Source organism: Shewanella xiamenensis (assembly GCF_024971755.1).
Lineage (GTDB): Bacteria > Pseudomonadota > Gammaproteobacteria > Enterobacterales > Shewanellaceae > Shewanella > Shewanella xiamenensis.
Window position 1 is genome coordinate 4,507,043 of the sequence record NZ_CP079718.1, and the last position, 16,127, is coordinate 4,523,169.

Annotated in this window: 16 protein-coding genes; 6 read left to right on the forward strand and 10 right to left on the reverse strand. The window is 46.3% G+C overall.

All coding sequences use genetic code 11. The annotated features are described in order from the left end of the window. The first annotated feature begins 200 nt into the window (after positions 1 to 200). Complete coding sequence (locus KXJ80_RS20845; RefSeq protein ID WP_218737948.1) at positions 201 to 1,124, forward strand: DUF3530 family protein; 924 nt, start codon at positions 201 to 203, stop codon at positions 1,122 to 1,124. 124 nt (positions 1,125 to 1,248) lie between these two features. Here KXJ80_RS20845 and KXJ80_RS20850 read toward each other — a convergent pair whose 3' ends face one another. Continuing rightward, entirely contained in the window at positions 1,249 to 2,055 is an 807-nt protein-coding gene (locus tag KXJ80_RS20850) for a crotonase/enoyl-CoA hydratase family protein (RefSeq protein ID WP_218737501.1), read from the reverse strand. Positions 2,056 to 2,628: 573 nt separating this feature from the next. Here KXJ80_RS20850 and KXJ80_RS20855 point away from each other — a divergent pair. Together KXJ80_RS20855 and KXJ80_RS20860 are read left to right on the forward strand one after the other, a co-directional pair. Continuing rightward, entirely contained in the window at positions 2,629 to 3,624 is a 996-nt protein-coding gene (locus KXJ80_RS20855) for a response regulator (RefSeq protein WP_037414066.1), read from the forward strand. An 18-nt stretch (positions 3,625 to 3,642) separates the two neighbouring features. Continuing rightward, entirely contained in the window at positions 3,643 to 4,614 is a 972-nt protein-coding gene (locus KXJ80_RS20860) for a GGDEF domain-containing protein (RefSeq protein WP_047536047.1), read from the forward strand. A 66-nt stretch (positions 4,615 to 4,680) separates the two neighbouring features. On the opposite strand, the gene rraB is transcribed toward KXJ80_RS20860, so the two are convergent. The 6 genes from rraB to KXJ80_RS20890 all read right to left on the reverse strand — a co-directional run bounded on the left by rraB (position 4,681) and on the right by KXJ80_RS20890 (position 9,287). Next, positions 4,681 to 5,091: a ribonuclease E inhibitor RraB gene (rraB, locus tag KXJ80_RS20865; protein WP_172591261.1), complete on the reverse strand. Its 411-nt coding sequence runs from the start codon at positions 5,089 to 5,091 to the stop codon at positions 4,681 to 4,683. Positions 5,092 to 5,134: 43 nt separating this feature from the next. Then, entirely contained in the window at positions 5,135 to 5,878 is a 744-nt protein-coding gene (locus tag KXJ80_RS20870; protein ID WP_218737502.1) for a 1-acylglycerol-3-phosphate O-acyltransferase, read from the reverse strand. Between the two features lie 185 nt (positions 5,879 to 6,063). Beyond that, the gene (locus tag KXJ80_RS20875) at positions 6,064 to 6,837 is read right to left on the reverse strand and encodes a metal ABC transporter permease (protein ID WP_037414073.1); all 774 of its coding nucleotides are present in this window, start codon (positions 6,835 to 6,837) and stop codon (positions 6,064 to 6,066) included. Between the two features lie 4 nt (positions 6,838 to 6,841). Next, positions 6,842 to 7,750, reverse strand: coding sequence for a metal ABC transporter solute-binding protein, Zn/Mn family (locus KXJ80_RS20880; protein ID WP_218737503.1), 909 nt, complete (start codon positions 7,748 to 7,750; stop codon positions 6,842 to 6,844). Continuing rightward, the gene (locus KXJ80_RS20885; protein WP_144376593.1) at positions 7,734 to 8,915 is read right to left on the reverse strand and encodes a porin family protein; all 1,182 of its coding nucleotides are present in this window, start codon (positions 8,913 to 8,915) and stop codon (positions 7,734 to 7,736) included. The genes KXJ80_RS20880 and KXJ80_RS20885 overlap by 17 nt, the downstream gene beginning before the upstream one ends. 81 nt (positions 8,916 to 8,996) lie before the next feature. Continuing rightward, on the reverse strand, positions 8,997 to 9,287 hold the full coding sequence (locus KXJ80_RS20890; protein WP_037414078.1) for a hypothetical protein: 291 nt from the start codon (positions 9,285 to 9,287) through the stop codon (positions 8,997 to 8,999). A 244-nt stretch (positions 9,288 to 9,531) separates the two neighbouring features. Here KXJ80_RS20890 and KXJ80_RS20895 point away from each other — a divergent pair, with 244 nt between their 5' ends. Further along, positions 9,532 to 9,657 carry a hypothetical protein gene (locus KXJ80_RS20895; protein ID WP_011621366.1) on the forward strand — a complete coding sequence of 42 codons (126 nt, stop codon included), beginning with the start codon at positions 9,532 to 9,534 and terminating at the stop codon, positions 9,655 to 9,657. Between the two features lie 84 nt (positions 9,658 to 9,741). On the opposite strand, the gene KXJ80_RS20900 is transcribed toward KXJ80_RS20895, so the two are convergent. Then, positions 9,742 to 10,071: a hypothetical protein gene (locus KXJ80_RS20900; protein ID WP_218737504.1), complete on the reverse strand. Its 330-nt coding sequence runs from the start codon at positions 10,069 to 10,071 to the stop codon at positions 9,742 to 9,744. Between the two features lie 221 nt (positions 10,072 to 10,292). On the opposite strand from KXJ80_RS20900, the gene KXJ80_RS20905 reads away from it, so the two are divergent. Continuing rightward, the gene (locus KXJ80_RS20905; protein WP_218737505.1) at positions 10,293 to 11,945 is read left to right on the forward strand and encodes a mechanosensitive ion channel family protein; all 1,653 of its coding nucleotides are present in this window, start codon (positions 10,293 to 10,295) and stop codon (positions 11,943 to 11,945) included. Positions 11,946 to 12,026: 81 nt separating this feature from the next. On the opposite strand, the gene KXJ80_RS20910 is transcribed toward KXJ80_RS20905, so the two are convergent. Next, entirely contained in the window at positions 12,027 to 13,739 is a 1,713-nt protein-coding gene (locus KXJ80_RS20910) for a formate--tetrahydrofolate ligase (protein ID WP_218737506.1), read from the reverse strand. 239 nt (positions 13,740 to 13,978) lie between these two features. Between KXJ80_RS20910 and KXJ80_RS20915 the strand changes: the two genes are divergently transcribed. After that, a complete protein-coding gene (locus KXJ80_RS20915; RefSeq protein ID WP_069453665.1) occupies positions 13,979 to 14,869 on the forward strand; it encodes an aldo/keto reductase in 891 nt (296 codons plus the stop codon). Positions 14,870 to 14,937: 68 nt separating this feature from the next. Here the strand turns inward: KXJ80_RS20915 and KXJ80_RS20920 are convergent, their stop codons facing one another. Beyond that, positions 14,938 to 15,768: a MaoC/PaaZ C-terminal domain-containing protein gene (locus KXJ80_RS20920; protein WP_080612392.1), complete on the reverse strand. Its 831-nt coding sequence runs from the start codon at positions 15,766 to 15,768 to the stop codon at positions 14,938 to 14,940. Positions 15,769 to 16,127 lie beyond the last annotated feature (359 nt).

The following is a 16,127-nucleotide window of genomic DNA, read 5'->3' on the forward strand; positions in this document are numbered from 1 at the left end:
CTAAAACACAAACGCCCAGCCAATTGCTGGGCGTTATTATTTTCTCTGTTGTATAAACATTTTTTTCGCATAAGCCTGTCCAGGCGCCGCACTGCGCGGTCGCCGTCACGACCTTAAGCAAAAATTGCTTCTGCTACGCAGCTTAAGGTTATACTCTAGCTAATTGAATTTATAAGACTACACAGGTGGTTATCAATTCTATGGCGCGTATCATTCCCTCGGTATTGAGCCTCACCTTAGCTCTCGCCAGTGCGAGCTTACTCGCCGCCGATCCCAGTAACCAAACTCCCGAGCCTAGCGCCGAAGCCGCTCAGTCTAATCCCAACAAACCGACGCCCGCTAAAAGAGCGAGCAGCTATTTACCCGCCAATGAGATCAAACAAATCACCATTGATGACCAACCACTTGAACTCTTAGTCCGCTCGTGGGAAGGCCGAAAAAAACTCGGTGCAGCCATTATTTTACCCGCCACTAATGGCACCGCCGATGCGCCCGGATTAATGGCCTTTGTCCGACGTAATATCAATGCTGCCGGCTGGGCGAGCTTAAGCCTCACGCCGCCAACAGAACCACCAGCGCCCAATTTTGCCACCCCAGCAACTGAAGTCGCGACTGCGGGGTCAGCGCAATTAACCGCGCCTTCCAATAAACCAAGTCAAAAGGTAAAGCCGGAAGACAGTAATAAGCATCTCCTTGAGCAAGAAGACTTTCTCATTAAAAGCATGTCACAGCTCGACAGCGTTGGTAGCGATTATCCTGGTAAACGAGTGCTGATCACCGCCGATCAAAGTGCAGGATTATTGATAAGCCTATTAAGCCAAAAGAAAATTGCCGATCCAGATGTATTGATTGTCATCAATCCCTACAGTGAAGACGAAACGCGAAACCAAGCCATAGCCGAGAAGCTCGCTAAACTCACGATGCCGATACTCGATATTCAATCACCCGATGGTCACCCCGCCTCATTAGAAACGGCTGAACAACGTAAAACGCTGGCAGTGACCTTAGCGGCACCCAATTATCGGCAGACAACGCTGGCATTGAATCTGGATAATGAAAGCGCTTGGCAGAATTGTTTAACGGCCATTAGAGGATTCGCCGCCCGAATGAGCGGCACCTATTGAAATTTTAATCCCCCTGATTTTACGAGCACGGCTTGCTAGAACAAAATAAAGCTCGACACATCAACGCAGCCTCAGCATTGAGGAAGTCTTTACCATGGCTTTCTCGCTAAGGGCATCAACCAAGTTACCAGCCAGACTGGCGATCCTTGTAAGGTTTAGTGGGATCTTTTAACTGACGAACCGCAGCGATAGTACGATTTTTGCCAAGCAGCAATCTCACTTGACTCCATGACTCGCGGCATAGCAACGCACGGACCGAAGCAGTCCAGCTGCGGTTAATACTCAGCTTAATTGCCGCAGCCGCATCGGGGGAGGTATTGAGGAGTTCTTCCGCCAATTGTTGCGCGCTTAACATTGGGTTATCACTTAACTGAGTCACTAAACCTAAGGTGTTAGCCTCTTCGCCAGAGAGCACTTTTGCCGTGAGACTGAGTAACATCGCTTGATCCTTTGGCATAATTTGCCGCAATGCCACTAGGCCTGCCATATCGGGCACCAGCCCCCATTTGGCCTCCATAATGGATAACTTACTGTCAGGGCTTGCAATCCTAAAATCCGCACCTAAAGCGATTTGCATTCCTCCACCATAACAGCAGCCTTCCAATACCGCGATAACGGGTACAGGTAAACGCTGCCAGCCAAAGGATACTCTTTGGGCTAGGTTGGCATTGCCTGGCAACCCTTTAAACAGCAATTTAACTGCTTGCATCGGCGCCGACATCACGCTTTTGACATCCAAGCCAGAACTAAAATTACCTCCTGCGCCAGATAAAATTACTAGCCGAATACGCGGATCTGATTTAATCCTTTTGATGGTTTTATCGAGTTCGCTAAACATCAAATAATTAATTGCATTGAACTTTTCTGGACGATTAAGCACAACATTTGCGATGCCATTCTCAACCGTAACTTGCACACAACGCTCACCCATGAAATATCCTGCTACTGGTCAGTCCAGACCAAATGTTAACATGTTTGGCATGATTAACCAAAACATGTAACATAAGGCCGAATTTTGACTTTAGTCAAAATATTGTCAGTCACCGTTAAGTATTAGTGTGCGATTATGTTAGGCTGCAATCTAAAACCTAACAAATTCTGATTTATGAAGCTGTTAGAATAAATTTACGATGCTGTTCAGCCCATGCCAGCGTCTAATTTGAACAAAATGCATCTCTAGCAACTCCGCTTACCTACAGCATGTATACCTGTGCATGATAGGGGATCGATACTGTAGACATCTGTTGATGGATTAAGCATATAGATGGTCGCAAAATCGAGGTATTTTTTGCGATAAATAACGAAGTTAACTTAGCTAACCACAATTTTAATCGCACTATGCCTTTAGAATTTAATGGCAAGATAAATAAAATTAGCTAATTAAATCTATGAGTTATATATAGATGATGTAAATCAAACTTGCCCGAAGCACATAATTCGTCACTCAAACATGAAGAATTAGTGTTATCTTCAATAAATGGGCAAATAAGGATCTGTAGTCAGCATGACAATCTCTGTACTCATCTGTGACGATTCCGCTATGGCGCGTAAACAAATGGCTCGCACCCTTCCCAAAGAATGGGATGTCGAGATTACCTACGCGACCAATGGTGCCGAAGGGTTAGATGCCATTCGCGCAGGTAAAGGCGAAGTGGTCTTCCTCGATCTCAATATGCCCGTAATGGATGGTTATGAAGTACTACAAACCGTTCAACAAAACGATCTCCCCGCCCTTATCATTGTGGTCTCGGGTGACATACAAATTAAAGCTCATGAACGTGTTAAAGCTCTAGGTGCATTGGACTTTATCCAAAAACCCGTCAGTGCTGATGCCATCAGTAATATCCTCCAAGAGTACGGCATTCTTACCCTAACGCAGAAAGATCAGGTGGAAGACACGCCGATGATCAAAGTCGATATGCGTGATGCCTGCCAAGAGATCGCTAACGTTGCCATGGGCCGTGCAGCCGATTTGCTCGCCAAATTACTCGACGTATTTGTTCTATTACCTATCCCCAATGTGAACGTGCTCGAAGTCAGCGAACTGACCATGGCTCTGAAAGCAACAGAAGAAAGCTCAACTGTTTCAGCACTTTGCCAAGGATTTATTGGAGCAGGAGTTGCGGGTGAAGCACTGTTGTTATTCCATGATTCAAGCTTTAAAGATATGGCCAAGCTCATGGGGGTTGCAAATCCTGAGGATAAGAATACCGAGATTGAAGTACTGATCGACACTGGAAACGTATTGATTGGTGCATTCCTGAATGGGATCTCAGAACAACTCGATATGAAATTCAGCCAAGCCCATCCTGTGGTGTTGGGCCGTCACTGTACAGTGAATGATCTTATCCATGATAATTCGGAAAAATGGCACAGAACATTAGCGATGGAAATCAACTATCGTATTGAAAATCATAATATTCAATGCGACTTACTGTTGCTCTTTACCGAAGACTCTATTCCGACACTGAGCTACAAACTCGGTTATTTACTCGATTAATCAGTTGGACTTTACCTTATGTCAAACGATCAAAGCGCAATGAACGAACTCCATTGGCTAATCGATATGGTACAAACCATAGAAGTGGGTCTCGTGGTATTAGATCGCGATTATAATATCCAACTGTGGAACGGCTTTATGGAAAACCATAGTGGCGTTTCACCCAATTCTATTAAAGGTCAAAACCTGTTTAGCCGCTTCCCAGATTTGCCAGCTACTTGGCTAAAGCAAAAAATGGAATCGGTTTTTATGCTTAAAAATCGAGCATTTATTAGTTGGGAACAAAGACCTTACGTGTTTCAGTTTAAAAACTATCGCCCAATTACTGGGCGCGCCGATTTTATGTACCAGAACGTGACTTTGCTGCCTCTCGCTTCATTAACCGGCAAAATTACCCATATCAGTGTGATTATTTATGATGTCACCGATATCGCCGTGAATAAGTTGCAGATCAAGGCCGCCAACGAACAGTTAGAGCGTCTCAGTCAAACCGATGGATTAACGCAACTGCATAATCGCCGCCATTGGCAACTATGCTTGGAACACGAGTACGATCTCTATGCCCGCTATTCCGGTGTAGCAAGCTTGGTGATGATTGATATTGATCATTTCAAAAATATCAATGACACCTACGGCCACCTTGCAGGTGACAAGGTTATTCAACATATCGCCCATCTTCTGAGTCATTCATTGCGGGAAACCGACTGTGTCGGTCGCTATGGCGGTGAAGAGTTTGCGGTAGTCATGCCCAATACCAGTGGCACCGATGCCCTCAACTTTACCGAGCGTTTGAGGGAAAAGATCGCTGAATCCACCGTAGTGTATGAGGGGCTGAAGATTAAAGTGACTGTCAGCCTTGGCGTATGTGAAATAGGCAAACATATTACGAGCAGTTCAAGTTGGATTTCCTGCTCAGACAAAGCGCTTTACGAGGCCAAACAGAAAGGCCGAAATTGTAGCGTCCTACATGCAGCACCAATTTCCACTTAATTAGGCTTAATAAAGCAAAAGCCCATCATTGATGGGCTTTTGCTTTATAAGAATTATGACAACGTATTAATGTGGAAAACCATCGTCCTGTTCGTCATCTTCTTCTTCGTCTTCATCTTCTTCATCGCCAACAAAGTAAGTGCCCCAACCGTCATAATCCACTTTTTGCTTGGCTGCGAGTTGCAATAACTGTTCGGTCGCTTTGTCTAATAATGGAATTTCTAACTTGTGATAAGCAACAGCGTCAAAACAGAAAATCACCGAACCATCTTCCAATTCCATTTCTTCGGCATCATTGACTTCAAATCCAAGTTTGAATGCATCAACCGCAGCCTTTTCTAAGCGCTCAAAATTGCTCGATGAAAAATGGTGCTCAATGGTGTATTCAGCATCAGGCTCTGAGCCATCGTCGAGCAAGGCTTGCACTATGTCACGATTCTCGGCGAATTGGGCTTTTAACTGACTTTCAATAGACATGGACTTGTCTCCGTTAAGATAAAACTGGCTCAAATTGGCGTTATTATACGTCATCAGCCGAGATAGTTTTACCCATTAATGTTGCCGCTTCGCGATTTATCTCGTTAAATTTTGCCGACATAATCTCGTGCACCTGTGCCGAAAAGGCTTTGGCATCAGCTTTATCCAAACCTTCAGTCGGGATTGGCGCCATCATCTCAATAATCACCACACCATTATCCCAACGGTTCAAATCAATATGGCTTTGGCATGACGTCAACACGGGTACGACTGGCACACCAGCCGCAATCGCAGTGTGGAAAGCTCCCGCTTTGAAGGGCAACAGTCCGCGCCCCCGTGAACGCGTACCCTCAGGGAAAATCCACACGGAAAGACGATTCTGCTTAATTTTTTCCGCCGTTTTCGCCATGGTATCAAAAGCACTATTGCGATTTTTTCTATCGATCAGAATATTACCTGACAGCCAATAGATCTGGCCAAACAAGGGGATCCACACTAAGCTGTTTTTCCCTAAGCTCACAGTGCCTTTAGGTACGGCTTTAGTATGTGTAAATAAATCGAAGTTATTTTGATGATTTCCAAGAAATATATAGGGGCCATCCTGCACTTCCTTAGGCCGACGTACTATGACTTTAAGCCCTAAAATCGGCGCTGCGGATGAAAAGATCTTGGCGAACATATGTACATTGTCACGGTGACGAGGTCGTAATAGGCAAACCAAACCACCAAAAATAAATGCAAGTAACAATGACAACGCCAACAACACAGATCTGACAATTAATAGCACGACATACTCCAAGGGTGAAAGTGGCGACAGTATAGCCACCCAGCCCTAGGGACTCAATATAATGTTTACATCTGTTAGCTGAGTTGCTAACAATCAAACAAAAGCCCATCGTTGCTCGCGCAATAAGCGTATCGATGGGCTTTTAAATCAATATCAACGCCTAACACTCAGCATAAAACCTAGCGTTAGATCTGACTCACTGTAGCCATTTTGCTTAAGCCTACACGAAATACCAGTGCACTGACTGCCAAGGTTGCGACAATCGCCGCCCCACTCGGTAAATCCATGGTTGCCGATAATACCAGACCAAGTAAGTAACCCATAAGGCCGACCAGATAGGCGTAAAACAAGCCGTTTTTACCTTGGTATTTATTCAAAGCAAGTGCAGGTAAAATCAAGGTACTAAACACTAAATAGACGCCCACCAGCTCAACCGACAACGTAATAACTAGGGCAAACAGGAGATAGAATCCGGCACCATTTAATATTTGTGGGCGCCAAAAAATCAACGCCAACACCCCAGCATAAACCACTGCTGGTAACACTAATTGCGACCAACTCACCCAAAGGATCTGGCCCGACATCAATTGTTTTAGCAGCTCTGCACCATGGGGATCGTTCGCCAGCAATAGCATAGCAGCCACGGCCGATAGCACATAAAAACAACCGATCATGGCTTCTAACTCACCCGCCATTCGCTTAGATAACCAAGCGATAAATCCCGCCCCCGCAAGGGCGAACAAGGCCGGCATCCACACATTAGAAAATGGCATGTCTTCTAACCTGTGGTCCATGTGGGCGACAATTGCTCCCAACGCGGCGACTTGCGCAATGGCTAAATCGATAAAGATAATCCCACGCTTAAGCACTTGTTTACCAAGTACAATGTGCGTTGAGAGCACTAAGATCCCCGCCGCCAGTGCGGGCAGCAGGATCGACATCAGTTCCAGATCCAACATAGGCTTATTTCACCCCGTTTAAGAGGGCTATCGCGCTGTCGTAGAGGCTGAAGAGATCTTGACTCGCATCGTTGCCACCTACCGACATTGGCAACATAAGCACAGGTAGATTCGCTTTTTCACCCAACCACTTAGCACCACGTTCGTCCTGATAGGACGCCACAACCACCGCAAGAATATCACCCTGCTCGGCACGGCTGAGCAGGCTTGCTAAATGGCCACTGGTCGGCGCTAGACCGGGTTTAGGTTCAAGATCAGCGGCTTGTTCAATCCCCAACCAGTTGAACAGATATCTAAAACTGGTGTGATAGGCGATGACCTTTTTACCCTTTAACGGTTTGGCTTGCTCTTCCCAACGAGGGATCGCCGCCTGCCAACGAGCGCTAAAGTCCGCTAAGGCCTTTTGATAATTAGCCGCTTCACTCGGATCAAGTTGGCTCATCTTAGCGCTGAGCGCATTCGCGACGCTAAGCAAACGATGCGGATCGAAGTGGATATGCGGATTTCCCTGAGCATGCACGTCGCCCATACTGCGATCCACACTCGCTAACTTATCTAAGGTATCGATTTGATCGGCGGCGAAAAATAGCCCTTGATCGGTAGAGCGAACCTTAGCGTTGGCTGACTTCATTTGCAGCATCGGCAGCCAACCGACTTCTAAATCGGCACCTGCACAGACCACCAGATCCGCTTGACGCATTTTAGCAATCAAACTCGGGCGCGCCTGCACTTGATGCGGATCCTGTAAGGCCGTGGTTGCCGAATAAATGCTGGCGTTAGGCGCCAACTCTTTTGCCAATGCGGCATATTCAGGTTCACAGGCAAACACATTCAGCTCTGCGTGGGCAAAGCCTGAACAAGCGAAAGACAGGGCCGCTGCGGCCGCTTTAACAAAATTAGAATTGATGCGCACCGTGAGCCCCCAGAGACATAATGTATTGAATAGTGAAAACATTGTCGTCTTCGATTCCATCGAAGTTAGTTCCCTTCTGATTGGTGTACTGGAAACGTACCGTCGAGAAATGGCTCGAATGCCACGCTAGACTCACCTCAGATTCCTTTAACTTCTGGCCATGAAAATGCTCGCCATGGAGCTCTTGGGTATCCACCTCGCCGTAACGCACACCCGCAGACCAGCTAGGAGTGAACTGATACACACTGCTCAGATACCAACCTTGATGATAGTCCTTGCTCGGTGCATCTTCGGGATGAAGATCGGTAGGCACAAAGTCAGTCACGCGGTAATACTCACCACTTAACGTCAGGTTTTGGTATTTATAGTTACCATTTGGTGCCCATTTATACACAAAATCAGCACCATAGGTGTTTTTACCTGTGTAAGATGCCGCATGGCTGTGGTCATGACCTTCCTCAGCGGTTTCGTCTTCGTGCGCATCCCCTTCTTCATGGGCTGTGACTTGACCATTTTCGTTACGTAAGTAACTCAATCCCGCCTGCCATGAACTGTTATCCCCTATATCGCCACCGATTTTTGAATATAAGGTGTACACACCGACATTTTTAAACTCACGTTCGCCATGTTCATCGGCGGCACGCATGCTGTCGCCCTTGAACGCTTCAGCGCCAATGGTCCAATACAGATCAGTTGGAGCAACAAAGTTTAAGCGCACGCCATCATCGAAATAGTGGCCGCCGAAAAATGCACGGTAAGCAATCGGGCGGTCGGTGAATGAATCGGTATGTAAATGCTGGTTATTTAGATAACCGATATCCGACAGGAAACGTCCGCCACGGATGGAAAAACCCGCAGGCATTGCCATGGTTTGGATAAAGGCTTCTTCAAGATTAAGCTCGGTTTCACCATCATGCATCTCAACGACGGCGGTCACTTTGCCGTAGAACATGTCGTCAATATTGGCACTCATCGCCAACTCAGTTTCACCTAAACCAAATCCTTCGGCGGTTTCTGCCAATGGGCGTTCAGCCGTTTGATAATAGCCATTTAGCACCGCACTGATCGCTGGATTGGTTAAACTTGAGTCAGCGGCAAATAACGTCGGCGAAGCAAATGCGCACGCCAAGGCCACCAAAGAAATTCGGTTGTTAAAAACAGTCATGATATCTCCAAAATACAACTAGCACTCGATGACTAAGTTAAGTCATCAAGAAATACAATAAGTTAAAATATTAAAGTTGATTTAATGGAGAACAGGCGGCGCACGGCTTAGGTAAACACTGACGTGTTCGAAGAAGGTAACGGGTAAGACAAACTCACAAACATCAAATCGCTGTATCGCTAAATTTAACGTCTGCGGAGCTGTGAACAGAATTTTATTTAGCTGATGTTGATGGAAGCAGAGCGTACAGTGCGTCTTCGCCCCATCATCAAGGTGAGTCACACTATGGGCTGAGGCAACAAAAGACAGCAGTATCAATACGGCGGCAAGCCATATCGAAATTGTGCGTCTTAAGTGACTATCTAGTCTCACTCAGTCGTCCCCATAGTAAAAAGTGGCACAAGTTTAAGTCAGGCCGCTAGTAAGTTGCAATAAGGTAATGGTCAAGCAATGCGTTACAAGATATTTACCATTGCAACTGATGGCGCCTTAAAAAGAGCACATTATTGGCAAAAAGAGTTATTTAAGATTAGCTTAAGTCAGTGAATCTATTATGTGCCCAGTGTTATACAGGCTAAATATTTAATTCTATTCAACCCAGCAAAAGGCAACCAAAATGCTAGCATTCTTTCGTGAAAACTTAGGATTAATCTTAGGGATAGTGATTTTCGGCGCAGTCATTTTGGGCGGGATTTATTACGTAGAACACTCATTAGAGAGTCAAGAACAGGTTATTCAATAACAGGTTCACCCTGTAAAACAATGTCGAGCCTCAGTGGTAGGCCCCTAAACGGCTCGACAGGGTTAAACCAGTGTCATCCCATCTCTAGCGATATTTTTGCCGTTGATCGCTATCGTCTTGCTTCTCTGGCGCCTCAATCGTTTGCAGTTGATCCATAAAATGGCTCACCAGCAGCAACATCACACAGAAGATCATCACAGGGATCAAAAAATGCCGCGTCGAGGCATCGAAGTAACTGTATAAGCCCGTCAGGGCACTCGCATAAAAACCAAACAATTTTAACTTCAATAAGTTAGGACTATGACCAAGCCACGCTGAACAATGGGGACATTGGACTTGGGCGTGAAAGCCCTTTCCGCGCTGCTGGGTAATTTGGGCAATTTTAATCGACTGATGACAATGGGAGCACAGCATGTAAAGTACATTCCTAACTATGGGGCGTTAAGTTTATCAGATCCTTATCCCATTCAGTCTAACTAATTAGCGTCGAGGTTTCAGAGCTTCATTCTATGGCCTAAAGCTGTAAACTGGCGCACAAATTTTAAACATTGTTAGTCTATTATGCTGTTGATATTTTACAGGGTTTAGCTCGACACCTATCATATACCTACCTCTTTTTGTGGAAGATAACGTCTATGCGCCGCTCGCTAATATTGATACTTGCCCTAAGCTTTCCGCTACTGATGAGTGCCAAGGTATTCGCTGCAGATCCAGACCCCATTACGACCAGCCCAAGCGCTTCGGCATCAAACGAAACCCAAATTGAATTAACCACACTTCAGACCGCCATTAAAGAGGACATTGCGCGCTTAGCTCAATACCAAGGGGAATTACGCACTATTGTTGAATATCGTATTCAAAATAAGACCTTACAGTTACGCAATAAGATTAAAGCACTCTTAGATGATAATACTTACGATAAAACTTTTATGCTGGCTCTAATCCAAGAGCAATTGCAGTTTAATCTGAAAATTAACGACTACTTTAATGATCTCATCACCAAGTTGGCTCAAAAACTTGGCACGGCGGATGATGAGGCCACCTTACTCGAGATCTCCAAACGTGAACTCGACAAAGACAATAACTACAAGCAACGGCTTGAGACCTTAAACTGGCTAACCCAAATTGGCCAAGATGTAACAGCTGAAAAAACACAGCTCACCCAACTCCTGCTTAACCGCGCCGATAACTTCGACAGCTTTGTCACTTACACCCAACAACAGTTACAAAATGCGGTAAATGACGCCACCAATGCAGGGAAAGACGTTACCGCAGCGCAAACCAGTCGCGTGATACAACTAAAAGAACGTTTAGCACAAAACAGCCAGAGCCTCAGCATCAATATCGAGTTACTGGATGCACTAGGGCAAAATACCGCCTTGCTGAAAAAGACCTTGTTTAGTATTTCAGGTGATATTACGCAGGACGTATTAAACATTGATGTGGCATCGAGCTTAATAGAGCAATGGCTAAATACTGCGAAGGATCAAGCCATTAATCATGGACCAACATTGGTCTTTAAGTTATTTATCTTCTCTCTGATCCTGTTTGTCGCTGGCCTTGTAGGCAAACTGGTGAAAAAAATAGTCAGTAATACCGTTAGCAACTCTAAGTTGAATTTCAGCAAGTTACTACAAGACTTCTTTACCTCACTCTCGGGCAAGGCAGTATTTACTATCGGCGTACTGATTGCTTTATCCCAGCTTGGTATCGAATTAGGTCCCTTACTGGCTGGCTTTGGTATCGCGGGTGTGATCATCGGTTTTGCCCTGCAAGATACTCTATCCAACTTCGCTTCAGGCATGATGATTTTGATCTATCGTCCGTATGATGTCGGCGATTTGATTAATGCGGCTGGCGTATCGGGGCGCGTTAGCCATATGAGCCTAGTCTCTACTACCATTAAAACATTAGATAACCAGAGACTTATCATTCCCAACAATAAGATTTGGGGGGATACCATCAACAATATTACCGCCGAGCACCAGCGCCGAGTCGATATGACATTTGGCATCGGCTATGGCGATAGTATTGAGCAGGCCGAAGCGGTACTAAAATCGATTGTTGAGGCGCATCCGAAAGTGCAAAAAGTACCTGCACCACTGATTAAGTTGCACGTATTAGGAGAATCCTCGGTCGACTTTATCGTCCGCCCCTGGGCAAAACCAGAAGACTATTGGGATGTATATTGGGATATCACCCGTGAGGTGAAAATGCGCTTCGATGCTGAGGGTATCAGCATTCCTTTCCCACAGCGCGATGTGCATATTTACCAAACCAGTAAATAGTCTTTCGTCAAAGTGAATTCTTAACAAAAGGCGCAATCTTTGATTGCGCCTTTTCATCTTTACATTCAAATGGCTAACAAACTAACCTAATCCAGTAATCTCACCATCAGCGGTGATATCTATCTTTAAATAACCAGGGGTTAACCCAAGCCCAGGCATGGTCATCACATTACCTACCAATGCTGTTATAAACCCAGCCCCCGCATGCAGAACCAATTCACGCACGGGTACCATAAAGCCTTGAGGGACACCTTTAAGCTGAGGATCGTGGCTAATGGATAAGGGTGTTTTCGCCATGCAAACAGGTAAATGCCCATAACCAAGCGAGTTGAACTCCTGTAATTGCAGCTTAGCCGCATCGGATAAGCTCACCCCAGCGGCGCCATAACCCACTTCAGCTAAGGTCGATAATTTAGCTTCTAAGTCCATATCATCAGGATATAACAACCGAAACTCGCTTGGCTGCTCACAGGCACGGATTACGGTTTGTGCGAGGCTAATGGCTCCCATTTCACCTTGGCTAAAGGCCTCGCTAAGTTCGCAACCAAATGCCGCGGTAGCACTTACAGCCTCAATTAACCAGTTAAGCTCGGCGTCCGTATCGGTGGCAAAGCGATTAATCGCCACCACAACGGGAATACCGTAACGCGCTACATTGTTGATATGCCAGTTTAAGTTGGCAAAACCCGCCTCGAGACGGACTTGGTCTGGTGCATTAATATCCGCATCGGACGTTAGGCCACTATTGGCCTTAAGTGCTTTCAAAGTGGTCACTAATACCGCGGCGCTAGGGGTTAATCCCGACTGACGCGCCTTGATATTACAGAACTTTTCAAAGCCCATATCGGAACCAAACCCACCTTCGGTCACCACAAAATCGGCTAACTTTAACGCAATATCATCGGCAATCACCGATGAGTTGCCATGGGCGATATTGGCAAAGGGGCCCGCATGAATTAAACAAGGAGCACCGTTTAAGGTCTGCATTAAAGTGGGCTTTACCGCCTCTGCCATGATCGCCGTCATCGCACCTGCGACACCAAGATCTTCCGCGTTAATGGTTTCCCCTTGACGATTAAGGGCTAGCACTAACTTACCTATACGTGCGCGCATATCCGCCATATTGCCGCTCAGCGCCAGAATCGCCATTAACTCTGAAGCGGCAGTAATATCAAATCTTGAATGATAAGCGGGACCGTTGTTTTCACCCAATCCCACCTCAATTTCCCGCAAGCAACGGTCGTTATGATCAACCACCCTGTGCCAACGAATACCCTTAGGATCAATATCTAAATACCTTAATCCCGATTGACGCTCATATTCCGCCTGCCCCAAACGCGTCTCATGGTAAAGCCGAGAAGCAATCGCCGCCGCACCAAGATTATGTGCGCTACTCACAGCATGAATGTCACCTGTTAGGTGCAAATTCAGCTCCTGCATGGGCACCACTTGGGCGTAACCACCGCCTGCGGCGCCACCTTTCACCCCAAATACAGGCCCCATACTGGGCTGGCGGATACAGGCACAGACTTTGTTGCCGAGCACCTTGAGCGATTGCGTTAAACCAATAGTCGTCACGGTTTTGCCTTCACCATGGGGCGTTGGCGTCACTGCGGTCACAATAATCAGCTTCCCCTTTGGTTGCCCGGCTAAGCGCTGCTGTACTTGTGGCTCCACCTTAGCTTTGGTATGACCAAATAGCTGCATCTCTTCGGGCAACAACCCAAACTCTGCACCAAGTTGTGCGATATCTTTTAGATGCGCGCGGCGCGAAATCTCCATATCGGTTAGCATGGGTAATATTTTCCTCTGGAACTTTGGTATACAAACTTTTATAGGAAATGAGTATACGGAACAAAAGCGTGCAAACAGTTTGTATCAGCCACCGCTGATTGAATATGGCGGATAGTAGGTGATTAGCTTTAAGATATATAGCCATCGAAAGGGTTAATGAGCGATTCCTTAATCTGCATCAAATAAATCGACCAAGGCCCTTCACCCTACAAAATACAGATTCCCAAAAGAGAAACAACATGAACGGATCCCCTTTTACTTTTTCAGAGTTTGTTGCCGGCTTTTGGCGAATGCACAGTTGGCAAATGTCACCCGCCGAGCGACTTAACCTGATAGAACAATATTTAGACCTAGGTGTGACCACTATGGACCACGCCGATATTTACGGCCAATACCAGTGCGAAACCCTGTTCGGCGAAGCATTAGCGCTAAAACCAGCATTAAGACAGCAGATGCAATTAGTGAGCAAATGCGGCATAAAACCCGCCTTCAATTGCCGTCCCGAGCGCTACGTGAACCATTACGACACCTCCAAAGCGCATATTATTGCCAGCGTGGAGCAGTCACTAAAGTCGCTTAAAACCGATTATTTAGATCTGCTGCTGATCCACAGACCCGATCCTTTAATGGACGCCGATCTAGTGGCCGATGCCTTTGCTGACTTAAAACAAGCTGGGAAAGTGCAACATTTTGGGGTATCTAACTTCACCAATGCGCAGTTTTCATTATTGCAGTCGAGATTAACTGAACCCTTAGTCACTAATCAGCTGGAGATCTCTCCGCTAATGATGGCGAGTTTACACGATGGCAGTCTCGATTTATGTCAGGAGCGGCGCATTCGGCCGATGGCTTGGTCCTGTTTAGGCGGCGGAAAAATCTTTGACAATAGCCATCCACAGGCCATTCGCTTGCAACAAACCTTAGCTGTCATCGCCGATGAGATTGGCGCCCAAGATATCAGCCAAGTGATTTATGCTTGGGTGCGGATGTTACCGAGTCGACCCGTACCGATTATTGGCAGTGGTAATATCGCGAGGATAAAAACCGCGGTGACAGCGCAGACGCTCACATTAGACCGGCAGCAATGGTTTAGTATCTGGCAAGCATCAACCGGACACAGCGTGCCTTAACCCCCGCAAATCCCCCTCAAACAACACCAACAATAACGGCGCACTCGGCGCCGTTATCTTGATCCTGCTTAAAGTTGTACTTCACCACTGAGGTGCGGTCTGCGACCTTTACTGTCTCGCAGCTCAAACACCCACTTGTCTGGCGACTTTTCGTAACCAAATCCCACTTCAGCGGGCATCAGTAACGGCAGCTTAAAGGCAACATCGACCACAAAGGGGCGCTCACCAATCTCAGGCATCAATTCCGCTAAGCAGCGCGCCTTAGACCACATACCATGGGCCAGCACTCGGTCAAAACCAAAACGTTTCGACAGCACGGGATGCAGGTGGATCAGGTTATAGTCACCCGACGCTTTGGCATAACGACGACCTAAATCTTCACTTAACTCCCATGATTGAGGCGAGTCCCAAGCCATTTCAAGTGCCTTTGGTGGACGGACGCGACGACCGGCAGTCTCTATGCGATAGAGGTAAGTCGATAGCGATTCCCACACCAATTCTTCGCCCACAAAGGCCTTAGAAACAAACTCAAACTCTAAGCCCGAATCAGTTTCACGGCTGGTTGTTAGCGCGCATTCCAGGGAAAACACGTCATCGACCGTGGTAGGGCGATAGACTTGAATACGGTTCTTTAAATGGATCATCCCAAGTAACGGGAAGGTAATGCCATCATGGGTAAAAATCACCGCGTGCAGGCGAAATGCCATCACATAAAGGTAGGTGGGAGGTAATATTTTACCGTCGAAATCAAAACCACACACTTGCGCATATTGGCTGACTTTTGCCTCGGACACCTTCACATTGGGCGCGCTCACCTTGATATAAGGCAGCGGCTGTTGATCCCAACCGGGTTTACGGCCAAAGAAAATCTTGCGATAAAGAGAAAACAGCGACGGCATCGCGTTCAATTCAACACAATATGCATTATTCAAGTCTGAGTACCTTTTAATTAACTATCCCTATGCACGGATAGCCAGCAATACCCCCGGACAGATGCATAACATCTGGAAAATCAAAAAATCACGAGTGTAAAACAGGCAAAACAGTGTCTTAAAAGGGCTGATGCTGACTCTCCGAATGGACAGCCATAGAGTCAGGTTTATCGAAAACGGCATGATTATACCCTAGAGGATCGAGTTCTGGGTATCCCTAAGTAAAGTAGGATTTTTTACTACCTTTAAAATCAAAAAGTTACACTCAACCCCTAAAGCAACAATCATCGCAGCTACAGGAAAAGTGCGAAAATATGCCGCCTGTG

Coding starts and splice junctions, on each gene's coding strand:
- rraB (WP_172591261.1), bottom strand. CDS start 5,091: ATGTCTATTGAAAGTCAGTTAAAAGCCCAATTCGCCGAGAATCGTGAC.
- KXJ80_RS20915 (WP_069453665.1), top strand. CDS start 13,979: ATGAACGGATCCCCTTTTACTTTTTCAGAGTTTGTTGCCGGCTTTTGG.
- KXJ80_RS20845 (WP_218737948.1), top strand. CDS start 201: ATGGCGCGTATCATTCCCTCGGTATTGAGCCTCACCTTAGCTCTCGCC.
- KXJ80_RS20860 (WP_047536047.1), top strand. CDS start 3,643: ATGTCAAACGATCAAAGCGCAATGAACGAACTCCATTGGCTAATCGAT.
- KXJ80_RS20875 (WP_037414073.1), bottom strand. CDS start 6,837: ATGTTGGATCTGGAACTGATGTCGATCCTGCTGCCCGCACTGGCGGCG.
- KXJ80_RS20910 (WP_218737506.1), bottom strand. CDS start 13,739: ATGCTAACCGATATGGAGATTTCGCGCCGCGCGCATCTAAAAGATATC.
- KXJ80_RS20855 (WP_037414066.1), top strand. CDS start 2,629: ATGACAATCTCTGTACTCATCTGTGACGATTCCGCTATGGCGCGTAAA.
- KXJ80_RS20905 (WP_218737505.1), top strand. CDS start 10,293: ATGCGCCGCTCGCTAATATTGATACTTGCCCTAAGCTTTCCGCTACTG.
- KXJ80_RS20885 (WP_144376593.1), bottom strand. CDS start 8,915: ATGACTGTTTTTAACAACCGAATTTCTTTGGTGGCCTTGGCGTGCGCA.
- KXJ80_RS20850 (WP_218737501.1), bottom strand. CDS start 2,055: ATGGGTGAGCGTTGTGTGCAAGTTACGGTTGAGAATGGCATCGCAAAT.
- KXJ80_RS20900 (WP_218737504.1), bottom strand. CDS start 10,071: ATGCTGTGCTCCCATTGTCATCAGTCGATTAAAATTGCCCAAATTACC.
- KXJ80_RS20895 (WP_011621366.1), top strand. CDS start 9,532: ATGCTAGCATTCTTTCGTGAAAACTTAGGATTAATCTTAGGGATAGTG.
- KXJ80_RS20920 (WP_080612392.1), bottom strand. CDS start 15,768: ATGCCGTCGCTGTTTTCTCTTTATCGCAAGATTTTCTTTGGCCGTAAA.